We start from the raw sequence: 17,874 nt of genomic DNA, 5'->3' as shown, positions 1-17,874 counted from the left end.
TTATTTTGCAAATCTGTGTTTACCTATAACTAACATTACCTTTCTACTCCAAATCCATTTGTTTGTGGTCTTTGCTGGATTATAGTAATATATGCAGCCATTAGTGGGGTCCCAGCCATTTAAAGCATCTTTTGCAGCTTTATAAGCTGATGCTTCAATATTGGTATTTATCTGACCATCGGTAACAGCAGTAAATGCACCTGGCTGATAAATAACTCCACTAATAGTTTTTGGAAATCCTGGATGTTTAGTTCTATTTATGATAACTGCACCTACTGCTACTTGTCCTATATATGGTTCACCTCTTGCCTCCCCATTAATTGCTCTTGCAAGTAGATAGAGGTCTTTATTTTGATATGATGTTGAACCTTGAGTTTGGATACTATCATTCATTACTTCTTTGTCAGCGTCTAATAGAAGCTTTTCTAATTTTTTTTCAATTAAAATATCTTGATTTTTTTTCATCTCATAAAGAAACTTTGCTGTAAATATGCTTAAGCAAAAGCCAATTAATAGCAATAATATTAATAGCAAATTTTTTTTAATTGTTTTTGTCATACAAATTCCCCCCAAAAAAATATTTCATATATATTTTTTGTTTTGATTTTTTATTTATTCAAAAGAGTGTTAGAATATATTTTGAGGTGAATAAAAAATGAAATCTCTTATATTGACAATAAATGCAGGTGGTGGACATCTCTCTGCTGCTAATGCAATAAAAAAAGCAATTCAAAATAGAAATTTCGAAAATAAAGTTTTAATAGTAGATGCTTTAAAGCTTATTAATCCTATATTAGACAAGTTAGCAATTGGAACTTACTTGAAAGCTATAAAAACAGTTCCTTTTATTTACGGCCTTATGTACGATTCTACTGAAAAAGGCCCACCAAAGAAATTAAATAATGTAATTTATGAAAAGTTCTATTTTGTTTTTTATAAGTTATTAAATATAATAAATGATTTTGAACCTGATATAATAATTGGAACACATCCGTCACCAGTAGATATGGTATGTGAACTAAAAAAAAGAGGAAAGATTGGAACACCGGTAATTAGTGTTGTAACAGATTTTACTATACATCCCTTTTGGATAAACCCTTTAGTAGATTACTATGTTGTTCATCATGAAAATCTCGTTTATGAAGCAATATTAAGAGGTGCTGAAAAGGATAAAATATTAACTTTTGGCATACCTATTTCTCCTCTATTTGTTGAAAATAATGATACCGAGAATTTAAATAATAAAAATATACTTGTCATGGGTGGAAGTTTAGGCCTTGGTAAAATAGACAAAATTGTAGACATAATTTTAAAAAATAATACACAATATAATATAATAGTTGTTACTGGAAATAACAAAATTCTCAAAGATATGATTTCACAAAGATATGAAAAGTATACTGATAAAATAATTGTGTTAGGTTTCGTTGATTACATTTATCAGTTGATGAGTATAAGTAGTCTATTAATTACTAAACCAGGTGGTCTTACGTGTGCAGAAGCATTAAGCAAAAATCTTCCAATGTTTTTGTTTTCTCCTATTCCAGGCCAAGAAGAAAGAAATACCTTTTATCTTGTTAATAATGGTGCAGCTGTTTATTCTGAAAGTTTAGAACAGTTTGATATTACATTTAATCAGATTATTAATAATAATGAAAGACTTGCTCAAATGAAAAATTCATGTAAATTCTTATCAAAACCAAATTCAGCTTATGATATTGCAGATTTTTTAGCTAAAATTGTATGAATAGTTGTAAAAATTTAATTTTTTAGTATTTTGTGAATTAACATATTTTCTTAAGCAAAGAGAGGGTGCTCATTTTAATAAACACCCTCTTTGTTACTTATATTTATCTTGGAGGAAGATACTTCAATGGGTTTTCATTTTTATTATTAAAAAGAATTTCAAAGTGTAGATGAGGTGGATCTAAACTTTCTATCTCAGCAGTTTGCCCTACTTGCCCTATTTTTTGTCCTTGTTTTACCAGTTGTCCTAATTGAATATTTTTTATTGATTCTAAATTGCAATACTTAGAAACATATCCATCACCATGATCAATCATTATATAATAACCATACAGTGGATCATTTCCAATATCTATTACGGTACCATCAAAACATGCTTTAACATCACTACCTTTTGATGCTTGGATATCTATACCATTGTGAACAGTCCATTCATCTAAAGTTTTAGAATAGGTTAATGTTTCATCTGAATATTCTAATGATACCTTCCCTAATAGAGGATATATAGGCTTAAAATTAACTGGATTTATTACCTCTAAAGTATCATCAGCCTTATTTTCTGTAACTATTTGTGTCGAACTTGGAGCCTGTTCTATAATGTTAGTTTTATCAGAGATAATTTTTTGAGTTACCTTTGATGTTGTTTTTGTTACTTGAGTTGTGGCATTATTTTCTACGGTGTTCTTTGATGAAGTTATATTTGTAGTCTCCTGTTGACTTTTGTTACTATTGGTTTGTTTAATAGATTCTCCAATTTTTGTTTTATCAACACTTGTTTCTTCTGTGCTTTTTGGAAGTTGTGTTATACTTTGGCTCTGCTTATTATTTTCTTTTGTATTTAATTGAATTTTTTCAGTGCTTTTTTCCTCAACGTTATATCTGCTGTAATCATTTGAAACTATAGTATATATTGAAGCACCGATAATTATTAGACATACAACTATAATAATATAAAATCCTTTACTATCAAAAAAATTAATCAACCTTTCTGAAAACTTCTTTTTTTTAAAATCCATTATTAGGCACCTCCTATCAAATATTGTTTCCACATTTTTATTTGATATACTTATTATTACTTATTGAATACCAATTCTTTTCTTTGATTGAATGAGTGATTTTTGTTATCATAAACATATAAAATTACATAATTATAAAGTGGGTGCCATAATGGAAAAAAGCAAAAATAATAAATGGCCCAACATTTCAAAAAGGGCAAAAAAAATTCTTTTTTATTTTAGTATTATAAGTATAGCTATGCTTTTATTTGGAATTAAGGTGTATCTTTTGTCAAAGAATTATGTTTCAAGTGTTATTGATTTGAATATTCTATCACAAGGTTTAATTCAAAATTCATTTGTAATATTCTTAGAAGGACTTGGTGCAGCAATACTTTTTGATTATTTTGAAAAAAAATAAAGCGGGTGAATTTAATAATACCCGCTAAAAATTTATCTTTTTGAAAATAGACTTTTAAGACTCAACATTATGTTTTTTAAAAAAACAAAATAACCTTCACTCTCAAGTATATAATTAACATTTGAGTCATTTGTAACAATTAATATTCCTAATTTTTCAATTCCTTTATAGTCTTGATAGTTTAATTCTTTTTTATTACCATTCTTATCAATGATTGTAAGCCAAATGTAGCTTCTTTTTTCATTAAAAAAATCCTTAAGAACATTTTCATTGTAAATGGTAGCTCCATTTATAGATAATATTGTATCACCAGGTTTTATTCCTAACTTCTCTCCAATCTCGTTTTCTACAACATAAAGCACTTTAACCCCTTGATGAGATGGTAGAAATATCGACTTTCCGTTTCTCTGAAGTTTTTGTTGAATTATTATAATAGTTTCATGTGCAATAGGTGCAAATAAAGCAGCAATCCATTTAAATATATAATATTTATATGACAACGCTGATAATGCAAATAATGTTATACTAAATAATGCTAGTTCTATTGAAGTTTTTTTTGATACAATCTCAGGTGTATTATTTACAGCAATGTCTCCATAACCTAACGCAGCCACAACAGGCGTAAGAAGAAGCATAGCATTTCTATCAATATTAGCTTGCTTGAAAAGTGGCCACCAATTAGGTTGAGAAATATCAACTGAGGTAATAGAACCATTTAAAACAGTTGCTAATGCAATCATCATCATTGGAATAGGCCAAAATCGTTCAATTAAGTATGCTCCTGATACCCCATTCTTATGGTTAATTATTACAGGAATGCTCCCTTTATAACCATCAATTGCTATTAAAATACTTTCAATAAGATGAAGAATAGCTACAATAATCATAAGTCCAGATACATCAGTTTTAGGATAACCAGTTATAAGGTATACAACAGAAATAATACCACCTGCATAAGAAAAACATAAATATCTTGGGTTTATCAACGCAAGTATTAAAGCAATATACCAAAGATACATAAAACTATCAATATCAATTACTATTCCAGTGTATAAAATTACAAGAGAAGCAATAAAGCCCCCTACTATACCAGCTAAAGTAGATTCAACAACTTTATAAGATAATGTTCTTCTGTTATATCCTAATACATGATTTTCAAATGTCTGTTCCCTTTTATATAAAAATACTACAATTATGATTACAACCCAAAAATAGAACGAAAACAAAGATTGAACAATATTTAAGGCTGCAAGCTTTGTCATTTGCCAATAAAAAGTATTCATATAATAACACCTCAAAAATAATTAGAACTTTTCTTTTAATACCTCTATTGCTTTTTGTAGTTGAATATCCTTATCAAGTGGAACATTTATTTTTTCTTTGTATTCATTTAAAGGTTTGACAACTATATCTGGTTGTATACCCTTTTTATGAATATAATTTCCATTTGGTGTAAAATACTGGCTTACAGTCATTTTTAATGCTGAACCATCTTTTAAATCAAATACTTCTTGAACAATACCTTTGCCAAAAGTTTTTTCGCCAATTAAGGTAGCCCTTTTCAAATCTTTCATACAACCAGCGAAAATCTCAGAAGCAGATGCCGAATAACCATTAGTTAGAACAACAAGAGGTAAATTTGTATCTCCAGCAAAATTAGATTTATAATCCTGTCTATTACCGAATCTATCTTTTAAATAAACAATTAATTGATTATTTTTCAAAAAGTTACTTGAAACAGCAACAACAGAATCTAGCAATCCACCAGGATTAAATCTTAAATCAACTATAAGCCCCTTAATCCCTTCACCTTTAAGATTAGTCAAAGCCGATTGAAAATCTTGTGGAGTATTTTCATCAAAATTAGATATTCTAATATATCCTATATTTTTATCAACTATTTTATAACTTACAGTTTTTATTTTAATTTCATCTCTTATTATTTTTAAATCAAATGGATTATCAACACCATCTCTTAATATTGTAACAGTAACTGGTGTCCCTTTTTGTCCTCTCATTATGCTAACAGCTCTGTCTATATCCTTTGATGTCATAGTTTTTCCATTTATTTTAATAATTTTATCTCCAGGTTTTATTCCTGCTTTGTCAGCTGGAGATCCTTCAAATGGTGTTATTACCTCAATGAAATGTTCACCTGGTTCAATTGTTACACCAATACCATAATATGTTCCTTTGCTCTGAATTAGAAAATCTTGAAATTCTTTTTTGTTATAATATTCTGTATATGGATCTTCTGTAGCAAGTGTAAGTCCTCTTATAGCACCTTCTAAAAGTTTTTGATCTGTAACTTGGTTTGGTTGATAATAGTAGCTTTTTATTAGTGCAAGAATCTTCAGGAACTTTTGGTTTTTGGGAATATCTCCTGTCACGTTTCCTGTTACAGGTAGTCCAAAATAGTAGAATGTTGTAAATAAATATGTTATTAATGCAGTAATTATAATTACGACAACCAATTGCAGTCTTTTCTTCATACATTAACGCTCCTTTGCTCAATTTTCATCTAAGATATTGTAAAGGGTCAGTAACATCTCCATTAATACGAACTTCAAAATGAAGATGTGGCCCAGTTGAATAACCTGTTGAACCAACATTACCAATCTTTTCACCTTTTTTTACTATCTGCCCAACCCTTACTGATATATTTGATAAATGTGCATACAATGTAGTGATATTACTACCATGATCAATAATAATTGCTTGACCGTATCCACTTATCCAGCCTGCATATATTATTTCTCCATCTGATGCTGCTAACACATTTGCCCCATAAGGAGCACCAATATCAATTCCGGTATGCATTTTGTATTTTTTTAATATAGGATGAAATCTATTACCAAAATAAGATGTTATTGGATATTCGTTAAGTAGTGGCCATAAAAGCTTCCCGCCAATATATTTCCTTTTCTTTTTTTGTTGAGAAATTATCTCTTTTATCTTTTTAGATATTTCATTTGATATTCTTTCAAGCTCATCTAAAACCTTTTCAAGTTCATCCTGTTGTTTTTCAAGTTTATCTAAAAGTTCTTTCTTTGAGTTTTGCTTTTGTTCTAAAACTTGTTTTTGGCTTATAAATTCATTTTTTTTAGTTTCTAGGTTACTTTTTAATGATATAAGTGCTTTCTTATTTTGTTCTATATCTTTTATAGTATTCAAATAATCTGTTAGTATTCTTCTATCATATTCCATTATATCTTTTATATATGCAAGTCTTGAAAAAAAATCACCTATATCGTTTGATTCTAACAATACCTCAAGGTATGTAACATTACTTGCTTCATATATAGCCTGAATTCTATTCTTAAGCTTTTGATAGTGTTCATTTTTGAGATTTATACTTTTATTAAGTTTTATATTCACTTCATTTATTTTATTTTCATAAATATAAATGTCATTCTGAGTTTTATTTATATTCTGTGACAGTGTATAGATATTTTTATCAATTTGATTAATCTGATTTGATATTTCAACTTTTTGTGTTTTGATCTCTTCTATTTTCTTTTTTGTTTTGTTCTTATTTTGCTCATATTTATTAAGCTTTTCTTGATATTCTTTAAGAGTTGTTGCAAAGGCTGAATTGATAATAAAAACAAACAATAAAATTGCTGCTATCTTTTGTTTCAATTTCAGCCCTCCTCATACTTTTAGATATTTTCTTATCGAAACAATACTTCCTAATGTTCCAACTAAACCACCAGTAATTAAAAATGTTATAATAAACAGCTTACTGTATTGTTTTATTTCTATGAACTTAATAAATGTGATTATTTTTGAAATATAGTCTATTGAATAATGACTAATTATAAAAACAATAAAATATGATATTATTGAGCCTATAATGCCAATTATAAATCCTTCAATTACAAAAGGCCATCTAATAAACCAGTTTGTTGCACCAATATATTTCATAATTGAAATTTCTCTTCTTCTTGCGAACATTGTAATCTTTATTGTATTTGAAATTATAAATATAGATACAATAAAAAGTATTGCAACAATAACCAAACAAAAAATCCTTATTATATTTGTTATATTCTTTAGTTTATTTATTGATTGAGTCGGACAATAAATTTCTGAAATTCCATCAATATTTTCAAGTATTTTTGTAAGCTTTTCGGCATACTTAATATCAGTAGGTTTTATTTCAAATGATGCTCTTAATGGGTTATCTTTATCAAATCCTTCCAATAAATTTCCCTTATTACCTAAGCTTTTCTTAAAATTCTCCAAAGCCATTTCTGGACTAATAAACTTATAGCTTTTTACATAAGCGTTATTTTTAATCTTTTCCTCTATTATCCCTATTTTGTCTTCTTTTTGTTTATCTATGTATATTTTTATATCAATCTTTTGTTCCATCTGTTTTGAAATAAAGTCTAAATTCAAAGCAAACATAAAAAAAATTCCGACTATAGTTAAGGCTGCTACTACAATAGAAATTGAAGCAGCAGCCATAGTTTTATTCAAAAATATATTTTTAAATCCATCGTGAAGAAAGTACTTGAAGGTCTGGACTTTCATATTCATATACTCCTCTTTCTTGGTCTTTTACAATAATTCCTTTATCAATTGCAATAACCCTTTTTTTCATTTGATTAACTATCTCTTTAGCATGTGTTGCTACAATTACAGTAGTCCCTCTTTTATTTATATCTTCTAATAGGTTCATAATCTCCCAAGAAGTATCAGGATCAAGATTTCCGGTTGGCTCATCTGCAATTAATATATTTGGCCTATTAATAATAGCTCGAGCTAACGCAACCCTTTGCTGTTCTCCACCTGAAAGCTGATGTGGATAACATTTTGATTTTGATAAAAGCCCAACAAGAGATAATATATATGGAACTTGTCTTCTAATTAATTTATGTGGTGATTCTGTTATTTGCATAGCAAATGCAACATTTTCGTATACAGTTTTATTGGGTAGCAATCTAAAATCCTGAAATACTATCCCTATTTTTCTTCTATAGTAAGGTATTTCTTTTTGTTTCAAATTGTTTAAATTGTATTCTCCAACAAAAATTTCACCATCAGTTGGATCAATCTCTTTTAATAGAAGCTTAATAAGTGTGGATTTACCAGCACCGCTCGAACCAACAATAAAAGCAAACTCCCCTTTGTTTATAGTTAAGTTAACATCTTTTAGTGCTGCAACTCCATTAGAATATATCTTTGATACATTTTTAAATTGAAGCATTGTTTCACCTTCAAATTCTATAGTTTTGTTATCCCTTTTGTATGTTCCAAATATTGGTGAACAAGCATTGCTATTTTGAATATAATAGCATGATCAAATCTTCTAAGATCTAACCCTATCATCTTTTCTATCTTGTCTAATCTGTAAACCAAAGTATTTCTATGAATATATAGCTGTCTTGCTGTTTCAGATACATTTAGGTTGCATTCAAAGAACATTTGAACAGTTTGAATTAATTCAGGATCAAAATCAGACATTTTTACATCTTTAAATACTTCATCTAAGAACATTTCACACAGCTTGGTTGGCATCTGATATATAAGCCTTCCAATTCCTAGCTTATGATAGCTAACTACATATTTATCTTTTTCAAAGATATATCCTATTTTGAGTGCCGCTTCAGCTTCTTTATATGACATAGAAATTTCTTTAATATCTTCTACAACTGAACCAATACCAATATAAGCTTTAAGTAATAACTCCGAATTTAAAGTGTCAAGTATAATTCTTGCTACTTTATATGCCTCATCATTATTAGCACCTTGCTTTAGCTCCTTAATAAATACTAATATTTGATTATCAAGCTGAATAATAAAGTCTCGTGTACTTTTTGGGAAAATACTTGTTAAAATATCACCAACATTAATTTCTTTTGCTTCTTTAACATTTGGAATATAAATAGCAAAAACCACTCTTGAAGCTGAGGTTGCAATATGAAGTTCTCTTGCTTTTGTATATATCTCTCCAGGAAGAACATTATCATATAATAGATTTTTTATAAATAATTTTTTATCATATTGAGATGCAGGTTCCTTAGCTTTTGAAACTACAAAATTGAGTAAATCAAGATATCTTTCAGCATGTTCTGTATTGTTATTTATATAAAGAACATAGATATCTGTTTGAGTTCTAAATACTTTATATGTCCTTCCTTCAAAAACCTCTAAATCTGTATCTGTTCTAATCATATCAATAGCAACAGTATTTAATCTATTATTTGAAAGCGGATTTGAGCTAAATACAACTCTCCCATCAGCTTCAATATATCCAAATTCATCACTAATTATATCCTTTGCTTGTTCAAGAACATCAATTATTTTTTGTGTAATCACTAAATCCTCACCCTCTATGTTTTTTATAAATTTATTATACTTTTTTTGCATGCAAAAGTAAAAGACTTTTTAAGCAAATTTTTGATACATAATAAAAAATTTAAAAGGTTGACAATTAAAATTGCCAACCTTTTATTTTTTATTCTTGAATATTAGTGAACAATTGCTTTTTCAGTTTCTTTGTCAAACAAGTGAATTCTGTTAACATCAAGAGCAAGCTTAATTGTGTCACCTTCTTTAGCTTTTGATCTTGGATCAACTCTTGCTATCATGTTAACACCATCAACAACAACATATAATAATGTTTCAGAACCTAACATTTCAACAACGTCAACATTTGCATCAACTGTTGATTCTTGAGCTGTTTGTAAGAATATTTCTTCATCATGTAAATCTTCTGGTCTTATACCAAGAATAACTTCTTTACCAATGTAGCCTAATTCTTCAACCTTTTTAGCTTTAGCTTCTGTTAATTTAATTGAATTTCTGCCAAATACAACGTATACATTTTTGTCTTTTTGTTCAATCTTAGCATCTACAAAGTTCATTTGTGGTGATCCGATAAATCCTGCAACAAATAGGTTAGCTGGTTGTTCGTATAAAGCTTGTGGTGAATCAACTTGTTGAATGAAGCCATCCTTCATAACAACAATTCTTGTACCCATTGTCATAGCTTCTGTTTGGTCATGTGTAACATAAATGAATGTTGTTCCAAGTCTATTATGAAGCTTTGATATTTCAGTTCTCATTTGAACCCTTAACTTAGCATCAAGGTTTGATAAAGGTTCGTCCATCAAGAATACCTTAGGTTCTCTAACAATAGCACGTCCTAAAGCAACCCTCTGTCTTTGTCCACCTGATAATGCCTTTGGCTTTCTGTCAAGTAAATGTTCAATACCTAATATCTTAGCAGCTTCTGAAACACGTCTTTTGATTTCATCCTTTGGAACTTTTCTAAGTTTTAAACCAAAAGCCATATTTTCAAATACAGTCATATGTGGATATAATGCGTAGTTTTGGAATACCATTGCTATATCTCTATCTTTTGGTGGAACATCATTTACAAGCTTGTCACCTATGTAAATTTCGCCCTCAGTAATTTCTTCCAAACCTGCAATCATTCTAAGAGTTGTAGTTTTACCACAACCGGATGGTCCAACAAGAACTATAAACTCTTTATCTTCGATATCCAAATTAAAGTCAGATACTGCTGTTACTCCGCCAGCATATCTTTTGTAAACACCTTTTAATTTAAGACTTGCCATGTAAATTTAACCTCCTGAATAATGTAATAAACACAAAATGTTATCTAATATAGACTATACAATTATTTTCAAATAAAAACTACTGAATTTTTCAACAAACTTTTTTAATTTATTTTAGATAACATGTATAATCAAAAATATCATATAACTTAAAACTGGCAAGGTTTTCAGCCTTGCCAGACTTTTATTGGTCATTATGGGTTTATTTTGTAGTAGCTTCTTCTGCTGTTTTTCGAAACATACCTAGTACAAAGATAAAAATAGCTGCACCTAAAATTGTTGGTATTATGGGTATTCCTGCTACAACCGGTCCTAGTCTCCTAAAAAATGGGATATACGCCCCTATCCAAGATCCTACCAAACCAGCAATCATTGCACCAATAAATCCACCAGGCATCTTATACTTTGTCAATGCATCTCCTATATAGCCTGCTATTGCTGCAACAATCAATGTCATTATAAATCCAATCATCCTATTGACCCCCTTTTTTTTATAGGAGTTCAATATTTATTATGTTTAAAAAAAATTAATTTAGTCATTAGATATAATAGCCAATAATAGTCCTTTCTTAAGTTCTATTTTTGCTTCATTTTCCATTATAATGTTTGAAATACCATAAGGATTACCAAACTCCATAGCTGAATTATTTAATGGATAATATAAACCCTTTGAATTAATTCCTTCAACATATTGAGTAAAAGGAAGTAATGAAATAATCCTTCCTTTTAAATTTCTTAAGGCTATCTCTTTTTTAACTAAATAAATTATATTATTGCTATCTTTTATGCAACCAAAAGCGTTATTATCTATTATTTTATAAAGCAAAGAAATGTTAGCCATTGTGTGATCAATTCTGCTCCCTGTACAAGATAACATAACAACATTATCAAATTTTTCAGCAAGAAGATATTCAACAGCTATTTGAGTATCAGTTTTATCTTTTTCTTTATCAAATTGCATTATTGGTACATTTTTCTTCTTATAATATTCCAAAGCAATTGAATCAACAGAATCAAAATCACCAATAATAAGATTTGGAATTAACTCATACATATATGCTATATTAAGTCCACCATCACAGCATATTAAAAAGTTAGAATCTTTAATTTCGCTTAAATAAAAATCTTTTCCTTCCTTTTTGCCATTCGAAATAATAACACCTTTCATATCATAAACCCCATTTTAAATAAAACTTAATTGACTTGTTTCTGGTATATCTTTTAAAATCTTATATTGTTTAAATATTTCAAGAACCTGCTTATTTACTTTGGTTCTTCTTTGTAAATCTTCAATAGATAAAAACTTTCCTTCTTTTCTTGCTTCTTGTATGTTTTTGGCAGCAGCTGAACCAACATTTGGCAAAGCATTTAAGGGAACTAAAAGTCCATCATCTTTTATTTTAAACATTGTAGCATCAGATTCATCAATATCAACAGGATAAAATTTGAGTCCTCTTGCTAGCATTTCGTTTGCAATTTCTAATATTGTTAATAAACCCTTTTCTTTTTGTGACAGATTTCCAATTCTATTTTCAAGATCTCTTATTTTTTCTCTAATTAGTTCCCTTCCTTGCATTATTGTTGAATAATCAAATTCATCAGCTCTCACAGTAAAATAAGTTGCATAAAACGCCTCTTTATAATAAACCTTGAAATAAGCAATTCTAAATGCCATCATTACATAGGCAGCAGCATGGGCTTTTGGGAACATATATTTTATTTTTTTGCAACTTTCTATATACCAATCTGGAACATTATATTGTTTAAGAAGGTTTTCGTCATCTTTACTTAGACCTTTACCTTTTCTAACCTGCTCCATTATTCTAAAACTATCTTTAGGTGGCACATTCTTATAAATCAAATATACCATAATGTCATCACGTGTAGAAATAACATCCTTTAATGTTGTTATGTTGTTTTTTACAAGTTCTTGAGCATTATTAAGCCAAACATCTTCACCATGTGATAAACCACTAATTCTTATAAGCTCTGAAAATGTTTTTGGTTTTGTTTCAATTAACATTTGTCTAACAAACCTTGTCCCAAATTCTGGTATACCAAATGTACCTATTTCGCAGTCAATATCTTCTGGAGATATACCTAATGCCTCTGTTGAGGTAAACAAACTCATTGTTTTTTTATCATCAAGCGGAATTTCTTTTGGGTTTACTCCTGTTAAATCTTGAAGCATCCTAATAACAGTAGGATCATCATGACCAAGAATATCAAGTTTTAATAACCTTCCAGATATTGCATGATAGTCAAAATGTGTTGTAATAACTGATGCATCTTCTGCATCAGCTGGTCTTTGTATAGGTGTAAATTCATATATTTCTTTGTCCTTTGGAACAATCATAAGTCCACCAGGATGTTGTCCTGTTGTTCTTTTTACACCTGAACAACCATTTGACAGTCTAAATATCTCAGCAGGATGAAAATTCTTTCCTTTTTCTTCTGCATATTTTAAAACATAACCAATTGCAGTTTTTTCTGCAACAGTAGAAATTGTTCCAGCTCTGAATACATGGCCTTGGCCAAACAATTCTTCTGTATATTTATGAGCAATTGGCTGATATTCACCTGAAAAGTTTAAATCTATATCAGGTTCTTTATCACCATCAAATCCTAAAAATGTTTCAAAAGGTATATCATGGCCATCTTTTTTAAGTTTAGTTTTACAGTTTGGGCATCCTTTATCTGGTAAGTCAAACCCTGACCCAATACTTCCATCAAGAATAAATTCAGAATACTTACAATTTGGACAAACATAATGTGGAGGTAATGGATTTACCTCTGTTATACCACACATTGTAGCAACTAAAGATGATCCAACAGAACCTCTAGAACCCACCAAATAACCATCTGATAATGATTTTGATACAAGTTTTTGAGCAATTAAATACATTACAGAAAATCCATTTTTAATAATTGAATTAAGCTCTTTTTCTAACCTTTCAGAAACAACCTTAGGCAGATTTTCACCATATATTTCATGTGCTTTAGACATTGTCATCTGCATAATTGTATCTTCAGCACCCTCAATTTTAGGTGGGAAAGTTTCATCAGGTATTGGCTTTATATTTTCAATCATATCTGCAATTTTATTAGTATTTTCTACAACCACTTCAAAACACTCTTTTTCACCTAAATAAGAGAATTCTTCTATCATCTCATCTGTTGTTCTGAGATAAAGATCAGGATCATTATCAACATCATTATATCCTTGTGAATGTTTTAGTATTTGCCTAAATATCTTTTCCTCTTTATTGATATAATGAGCATCTGATGTAGCAACAACCAATTTCCCAGTTTTTTTACCTAATGCATAAATCTTTTTATTTATTTCTCTTAAAGCATCAAAGTTTTCTATATACCCTTCTCTGACTAAAAAAGAGTTATTTATAACAGGCATTATTTCAAAATAGTCATAAAATCTTGATATCTTTTCTATCTCATATTCTGATTTTCCTTCAATAAATGCTCTAAATAGCTCTCCAGCTTCACAAGCACTACCAACAATTAAACCCTCTTTGTATTGAGTAAGCAGACTCTTTGGTATTCTTGGTCTTTTATAAAAAAACTCAAGATGTGAAATTGAAGTTAACTTATAAAGATTATATAATCCTTGATAATTCTTAACTAAAATTGTTGCATGGTATGAATTTAATTTTGAAATATCTTTATTAGATTTTTCTAAGTTATTTATTTCAGATAGCCTATTATACCCTTTACTTTTTAATCTATTTACAAATTCAATAAAAATATTTGCTGTTGCTTGTGCATCATCAACAGCTCTATGGTGAGAAATAAGTTCAATATTTAAATGTTGTGCTACTTTATTTAGTTTATGTGAATTTAGTTCTTTTAATAATCTTCTTGAAAGTTCTAATGTATCAATAAATGTAAAATCAAATTTTAAATTATTCTGTATAAAAGCTTGTTTAATAAATCCAATATCAAACTGTGCATTATGAGCAACTAATATTGAATCTTTGCAAAATTCAAAGAAATTTACTATTACCTCTTCTATTTGTGGAGCATCAACTAACATATTGTCATCTATTGAAGTAAGCTCAATTATTTTCTTAGGTAGTTTCATATTTGGATTAATAAATGTAGAAAATTTATCAACAATTTGATTGTTCTTTACTTTAACAGCACCAATTTCAATAATTTTATCTTTATGAGCATCAAAGCCAGTTGTTTCAACGTCAAAAACAACAAATGTATCATCTAATGTTTGGTTTTCATCTGCAAAGTAAACAATTGGGATACCATCATCTACTAAATAGCATTCCATTCCATAGATTATCTTTATTGGTTTGTCCTTAAATGCCTTTTGTGTATTTTGAGCTTCAGGATATGCTTGAACAACTCCATGATCGGTAATTGCAATTGCCTTATGTCCCCACGTAGCAGCAGTTTTTATGATATCTTCTACAGAAGAAACTGCGTCCATTGAAGACATTTTAGTATGGCAGTGCAGTTCCACTCTTTTTTGAGTGCTGTTATCCAGTCTCTCAATTTTTTTTGAAAAATTTATATCTTTAGCAACTATTGATATAGTTTTTTCATAATCATCAAACTCTACATTTCCAAAAATCTTTATATATGATCCCTTTTTTATTATAGAAAGAGTATCCTTGTCCTTTTTTATAATACATTTTGCAAATGTTGAGTTTTTATAATCAGTAATATAAAACTTATATATTAAATGCGTGCCGTTCTTGCTTTCTTTTGACTCGATATTTATAACTTCTCCTTCAATACATACCTTTTCACCAGTTTTTATTTGACTGATGGGAGTAGGATCAATATTAATCTTTTTTCCAAATACTACTTTTTTTTCATCATCATTCACTTCGGTTTTTTTATCCACTTTATGTGTTTCTTCTTTGTGCTCTGTTATATCTTTATGTTTTTCAAAATCAATAATATTTAACTCATTTTCAATCTCAAAATTCATTTCTTTTGTTTTTATTAAAATTTGAGTTTCTATGCTAAATTCATTTTTCAAAACTTGATTTAATAATAGATCAACCTTCCTATCCAGCAAAATATCCTTTATTCCTACTGGAACATTTATTATAAGGCTATTATTATTTTGAACTTCAAAATCAAAATCTTTAAGAATTGTTTTAAGACCTCTACATTTTTTATATATTTTATAAAACAAATACCACTTGTAATTCTCAATTACTTCTATTAAAACATATCTATTTTTAGGAACAAGTCTAAATTCAACATCATTGCAAACCTTTAAATTCTCTGTTATGTGTAATTCCATATTTTCAAAAATTCTTTCATCAATATCATTTAATCTGTCAAGATAAAGAATTAAGTTATTTTTGTTAGTGTTATATTCAATTTTAATAGGCTTAATATTTAAAATACCTTCAGTCAGCATAAATATCCCTACTTTTGTTTTGAAATTATTAAACCTTTGAAAATATCCTTATACATTTTCATTCTTGCTTGTGAACCTTTTATGAAGCCCATTTTTTCCTCTTTCATAACATGTGATACATTTGGTAAATCAACTTCCATTACCCTAAGCTCCAATTTTTTTGCTATATTTGTAAGAATTATCTCAATAGCATAACCAGCCTGATTTACTTGTTCTATATCAATCTCGTCAAATATCCATCTTTTTATTGCTCTTTGACCTGATAAAAATGGAGATATCATTTGAGCTAAATCAGTTGAAAATCTTCCATTAGAAAAAATACCTATGGTCATATCAGCATTATCTTGTAAGACCGGATTTAATAAATTTTCTATGTGTTCTTCTTTAAGATTAATTAAGTCAGCATCAAGCATTAAAATAACATCACTTTCAGTATTCTTAACACCATATAAAACAGCAAAACCTTTGCCTTTATTCTCTGGTAACCGCAATACATTTACATTATAACTTTCTGCTACTTGACTTGTATTATCAGTAGATCCATCATCAACTACATATATACTATTAATCAATAGACTTTTTTTAACCACATCTAATACATTCCCTATTCTTTCTTCTTCATTGTGTGCAGGTATTATTACTGATACCTTTCGCATTTAATCCCTCCTCATGTATAAAAGACTATTAATCCCTTCAATAAGTTTATCTACAATTTTGTTTTCAGGAATTTTTTCTTTTATTTCACCTTTTATAAAAAGCAATCCTTCTTTATCACCACATGCAATTCCAATATCTGCCTCTTTAGCTTCTCCAGGACCATTTACAGCACATCCCATTATTGCTACATTTAAATTTTCATCAATGTTAGATAGTCTCTTTTCAACCTCAGAAGCAATTTGTGTTAAATTTACTCTACATCTTGCACATGTTGGACATGATATTATATTAACTCCTTTTCGAAGATTAATAGATTTTAATATTTCCTTAGCTACTATTACTTCTTTTAAAGGATCATCTGTTAAAGATACCCTTATAGTATCACCTATTCCATCTAAAAGTAGACTTCCAATAGCAATAGATGATTTTATAGTTCCTGTCAAAAATGTTCCTGCTTCAGTTAATCCCAAATGTAATGGATACTTAGTTTTAGTAGATAGAATTCTATAGCTTTCAATTGTTTTTTTAATGTCAGATGATTTTACTGATATAACTATATTATCAAAATCATATTTTTCTAACAAAGCAACCTGTTCTAAAGCAGCTTCAACTATGGCTTCAGGTGTTGGTGAGCCATATTTTTGAAGAATCCACTTAGGAAGTGATCCAGAGTTTGCTCCAACTCTAATAGGAATATTATATCGTTTTGCCTCTTTTACAATTTCGGCAACCTTTTCTTCTCCACCAATGTTCCCAGGATTAATCCTTATCTTATCTGCTCCGTATCTGATAGATTCTATTGCTAATTTATAATCAAAATGAATATCGGCAACTATAGGTATAGTTATGCTTTCCTTAATTTTCTCAATGGCTTTTGCACTATTATTATCAGGTACTGCAACTCTAATTATATCACAGCCATTTTCTTCTAATATTTTTATTTGTTCAACTGTTTTATCTATATCGATAGTTTTTGTATTTGTCATAGATTGAATTAGTATTTTATTGTTTCCTCCAATATACCTATTGCCTATTTTAATCTCCTTAGTCAATCTT

The 17,874-nt window shown here is 28.8% G+C and carries 16 protein-coding genes; 2 read left to right on the top strand and 14 right to left on the bottom strand.

Annotated elements, in window-relative coordinates; all coding sequences use genetic code 11:
• Positions 1 to 558, bottom strand: a complete 558-nt coding sequence (locus tag ACAG39_08765; GenBank protein ID MEZ0537327.1) for a cell wall hydrolase — start codon at positions 556 to 558, stop codon at positions 1 to 3.
• 97 nt (positions 559 to 655) lie between these two features.
• Here ACAG39_08765 and ACAG39_08760 point away from each other — a divergent pair, with 97 nt between their 5' ends.
• The gene (locus ACAG39_08760) at positions 656 to 1,747 is read left to right on the top strand and encodes a glycosyltransferase (protein ID MEZ0537326.1); all 1,092 of its coding nucleotides are present in this window, start codon (positions 656 to 658) and stop codon (positions 1,745 to 1,747) included.
• A 103-nt stretch (positions 1,748 to 1,850) separates the two neighbouring features.
• Here the strand turns inward: ACAG39_08760 and ACAG39_08755 are convergent, their stop codons facing one another.
• Positions 1,851 to 2,762: a peptidoglycan DD-metalloendopeptidase family protein gene (locus ACAG39_08755; GenBank protein MEZ0537325.1), complete on the bottom strand. Its 912-nt coding sequence runs from the start codon at positions 2,760 to 2,762 to the stop codon at positions 1,851 to 1,853.
• A 151-nt stretch (positions 2,763 to 2,913) separates the two neighbouring features.
• Here ACAG39_08755 and ACAG39_08750 point away from each other — a divergent pair, with 151 nt between their 5' ends.
• Positions 2,914 to 3,162, top strand: a complete 249-nt coding sequence (locus ACAG39_08750) for a hypothetical protein (GenBank protein ID MEZ0537324.1) — start codon at positions 2,914 to 2,916, stop codon at positions 3,160 to 3,162.
• A 32-nt stretch (positions 3,163 to 3,194) separates the two neighbouring features.
• On the opposite strand, the gene ACAG39_08745 is transcribed toward ACAG39_08750, so the two are convergent.
• The 12 genes from ACAG39_08745 to ispG form a co-directional block, all read right to left on the bottom strand.
• On the bottom strand, positions 3,195 to 4,445 hold the full coding sequence (locus ACAG39_08745) for a PDZ domain-containing protein (GenBank protein ID MEZ0537323.1): 1,251 nt from the start codon (positions 4,443 to 4,445) through the stop codon (positions 3,195 to 3,197).
• A gap of 21 nt (positions 4,446 to 4,466) precedes the next feature.
• The gene (locus ACAG39_08740) at positions 4,467 to 5,654 is read right to left on the bottom strand and encodes a S41 family peptidase (protein ID MEZ0537322.1); all 1,188 of its coding nucleotides are present in this window, start codon (positions 5,652 to 5,654) and stop codon (positions 4,467 to 4,469) included.
• 25 nt (positions 5,655 to 5,679) lie between these two features.
• A complete protein-coding gene (locus ACAG39_08735) occupies positions 5,680 to 6,804 on the bottom strand; it encodes a murein hydrolase activator EnvC (GenBank protein MEZ0537321.1) in 1,125 nt (374 codons plus the stop codon).
• 12 nt (positions 6,805 to 6,816) lie between these two features.
• Positions 6,817 to 7,701, bottom strand: a complete 885-nt coding sequence (gene ftsX, locus ACAG39_08730) for a permease-like cell division protein FtsX (GenBank protein MEZ0537320.1) — start codon at positions 7,699 to 7,701, stop codon at positions 6,817 to 6,819.
• Positions 7,658 to 8,377: a cell division ATP-binding protein FtsE gene (gene ftsE, locus ACAG39_08725; protein ID MEZ0537319.1), complete on the bottom strand. Its 720-nt coding sequence runs from the start codon at positions 8,375 to 8,377 to the stop codon at positions 7,658 to 7,660. The genes ftsX and ftsE overlap by 44 nt, the downstream gene beginning before the upstream one ends.
• Positions 8,378 to 8,394: 17 nt before the next feature.
• A complete protein-coding gene (locus tag ACAG39_08720; GenBank protein ID MEZ0537318.1) occupies positions 8,395 to 9,489 on the bottom strand; it encodes a PucR family transcriptional regulator in 1,095 nt (364 codons plus the stop codon).
• Positions 9,490 to 9,641: 152 nt separating this feature from the next.
• On the bottom strand, positions 9,642 to 10,754 hold the full coding sequence (locus ACAG39_08715) for an ABC transporter ATP-binding protein (GenBank protein MEZ0537317.1): 1,113 nt from the start codon (positions 10,752 to 10,754) through the stop codon (positions 9,642 to 9,644).
• Between the two features lie 202 nt (positions 10,755 to 10,956).
• A complete protein-coding gene (locus ACAG39_08710) occupies positions 10,957 to 11,226 on the bottom strand; it encodes a GlsB/YeaQ/YmgE family stress response membrane protein (protein ID MEZ0537316.1) in 270 nt (89 codons plus the stop codon).
• A 60-nt stretch (positions 11,227 to 11,286) separates the two neighbouring features.
• On the bottom strand, positions 11,287 to 11,922 hold the full coding sequence (locus ACAG39_08705; protein MEZ0537315.1) for a thiamine diphosphokinase: 636 nt from the start codon (positions 11,920 to 11,922) through the stop codon (positions 11,287 to 11,289).
• A 15-nt stretch (positions 11,923 to 11,937) separates the two neighbouring features.
• A complete protein-coding gene (locus ACAG39_08700; GenBank protein ID MEZ0537314.1) occupies positions 11,938 to 16,161 on the bottom strand; it encodes a PolC-type DNA polymerase III in 4,224 nt (1,407 codons plus the stop codon).
• 8 nt (positions 16,162 to 16,169) lie between these two features.
• Complete coding sequence (locus tag ACAG39_08695; protein ID MEZ0537313.1) at positions 16,170 to 16,817, bottom strand: glycosyltransferase family 2 protein; 648 nt, start codon at positions 16,815 to 16,817, stop codon at positions 16,170 to 16,172.
• On the bottom strand, positions 16,818 to 17,870 hold the full coding sequence (ispG, locus tag ACAG39_08690; GenBank protein MEZ0537312.1) for a flavodoxin-dependent (E)-4-hydroxy-3-methylbut-2-enyl-diphosphate synthase: 1,053 nt from the start codon (positions 17,868 to 17,870) through the stop codon (positions 16,818 to 16,820). It abuts the gene before it with no gap.
• Positions 17,871 to 17,874 lie beyond the last annotated feature (4 nt).

Source organism: Caldicellulosiruptoraceae bacterium PP1 (assembly GCA_041320695.1).
GTDB lineage: Bacteria > Bacillota > Thermoanaerobacteria > Caldicellulosiruptorales > Caldicellulosiruptoraceae > JBGGOQ01.
The sequence above is the reverse complement of the archived record's forward strand: the minus strand, read 5'-3'. Positions and strand labels throughout refer to the sequence as shown.

Excerpts from the sequence above, each read along its gene's own strand:
- ACAG39_08760 (MEZ0537326.1), top strand. The coding sequence starts at position 656 with ATGAAATCTCTTATATTGACAATAAATGCAGGTGGTGGACATCTCTCT.
- ACAG39_08740 (MEZ0537322.1), bottom strand. The coding sequence starts at position 5,654 with ATGAAGAAAAGACTGCAATTGGTTGTCGTAATTATAATTACTGCATTA.
- ACAG39_08700 (MEZ0537314.1), bottom strand. The coding sequence starts at position 16,161 with ATGCTGACTGAAGGTATTTTAAATATTAAGCCTATTAAAATTGAATAT.
- ftsX (MEZ0537320.1), bottom strand. The coding sequence starts at position 7,701 with ATGAAAGTCCAGACCTTCAAGTACTTTCTTCACGATGGATTTAAAAAT.
- ACAG39_08715 (MEZ0537317.1), bottom strand. The coding sequence starts at position 10,754 with ATGGCAAGTCTTAAATTAAAAGGTGTTTACAAAAGATATGCTGGCGGA.
- ACAG39_08705 (MEZ0537315.1), bottom strand. The coding sequence starts at position 11,922 with ATGAAAGGTGTTATTATTTCGAATGGCAAAAAGGAAGGAAAAGATTTT.
- ACAG39_08755 (MEZ0537325.1), bottom strand. The coding sequence starts at position 2,762 with ATGGATTTTAAAAAAAAGAAGTTTTCAGAAAGGTTGATTAATTTTTTT.
- ACAG39_08710 (MEZ0537316.1), bottom strand. The coding sequence starts at position 11,226 with ATGATTGGATTTATAATGACATTGATTGTTGCAGCAATAGCAGGCTAT.
- ACAG39_08750 (MEZ0537324.1), top strand. The coding sequence starts at position 2,914 with ATGGAAAAAAGCAAAAATAATAAATGGCCCAACATTTCAAAAAGGGCA.
- ACAG39_08765 (MEZ0537327.1), bottom strand. The coding sequence starts at position 558 with ATGACAAAAACAATTAAAAAAAATTTGCTATTAATATTATTGCTATTA.
- ACAG39_08695 (MEZ0537313.1), bottom strand. The coding sequence starts at position 16,817 with ATGCGAAAGGTATCAGTAATAATACCTGCACACAATGAAGAAGAAAGA.
- ftsE (MEZ0537319.1), bottom strand. The coding sequence starts at position 8,377 with ATGCTTCAATTTAAAAATGTATCAAAGATATATTCTAATGGAGTTGCA.
- ACAG39_08745 (MEZ0537323.1), bottom strand. The coding sequence starts at position 4,445 with ATGAATACTTTTTATTGGCAAATGACAAAGCTTGCAGCCTTAAATATT.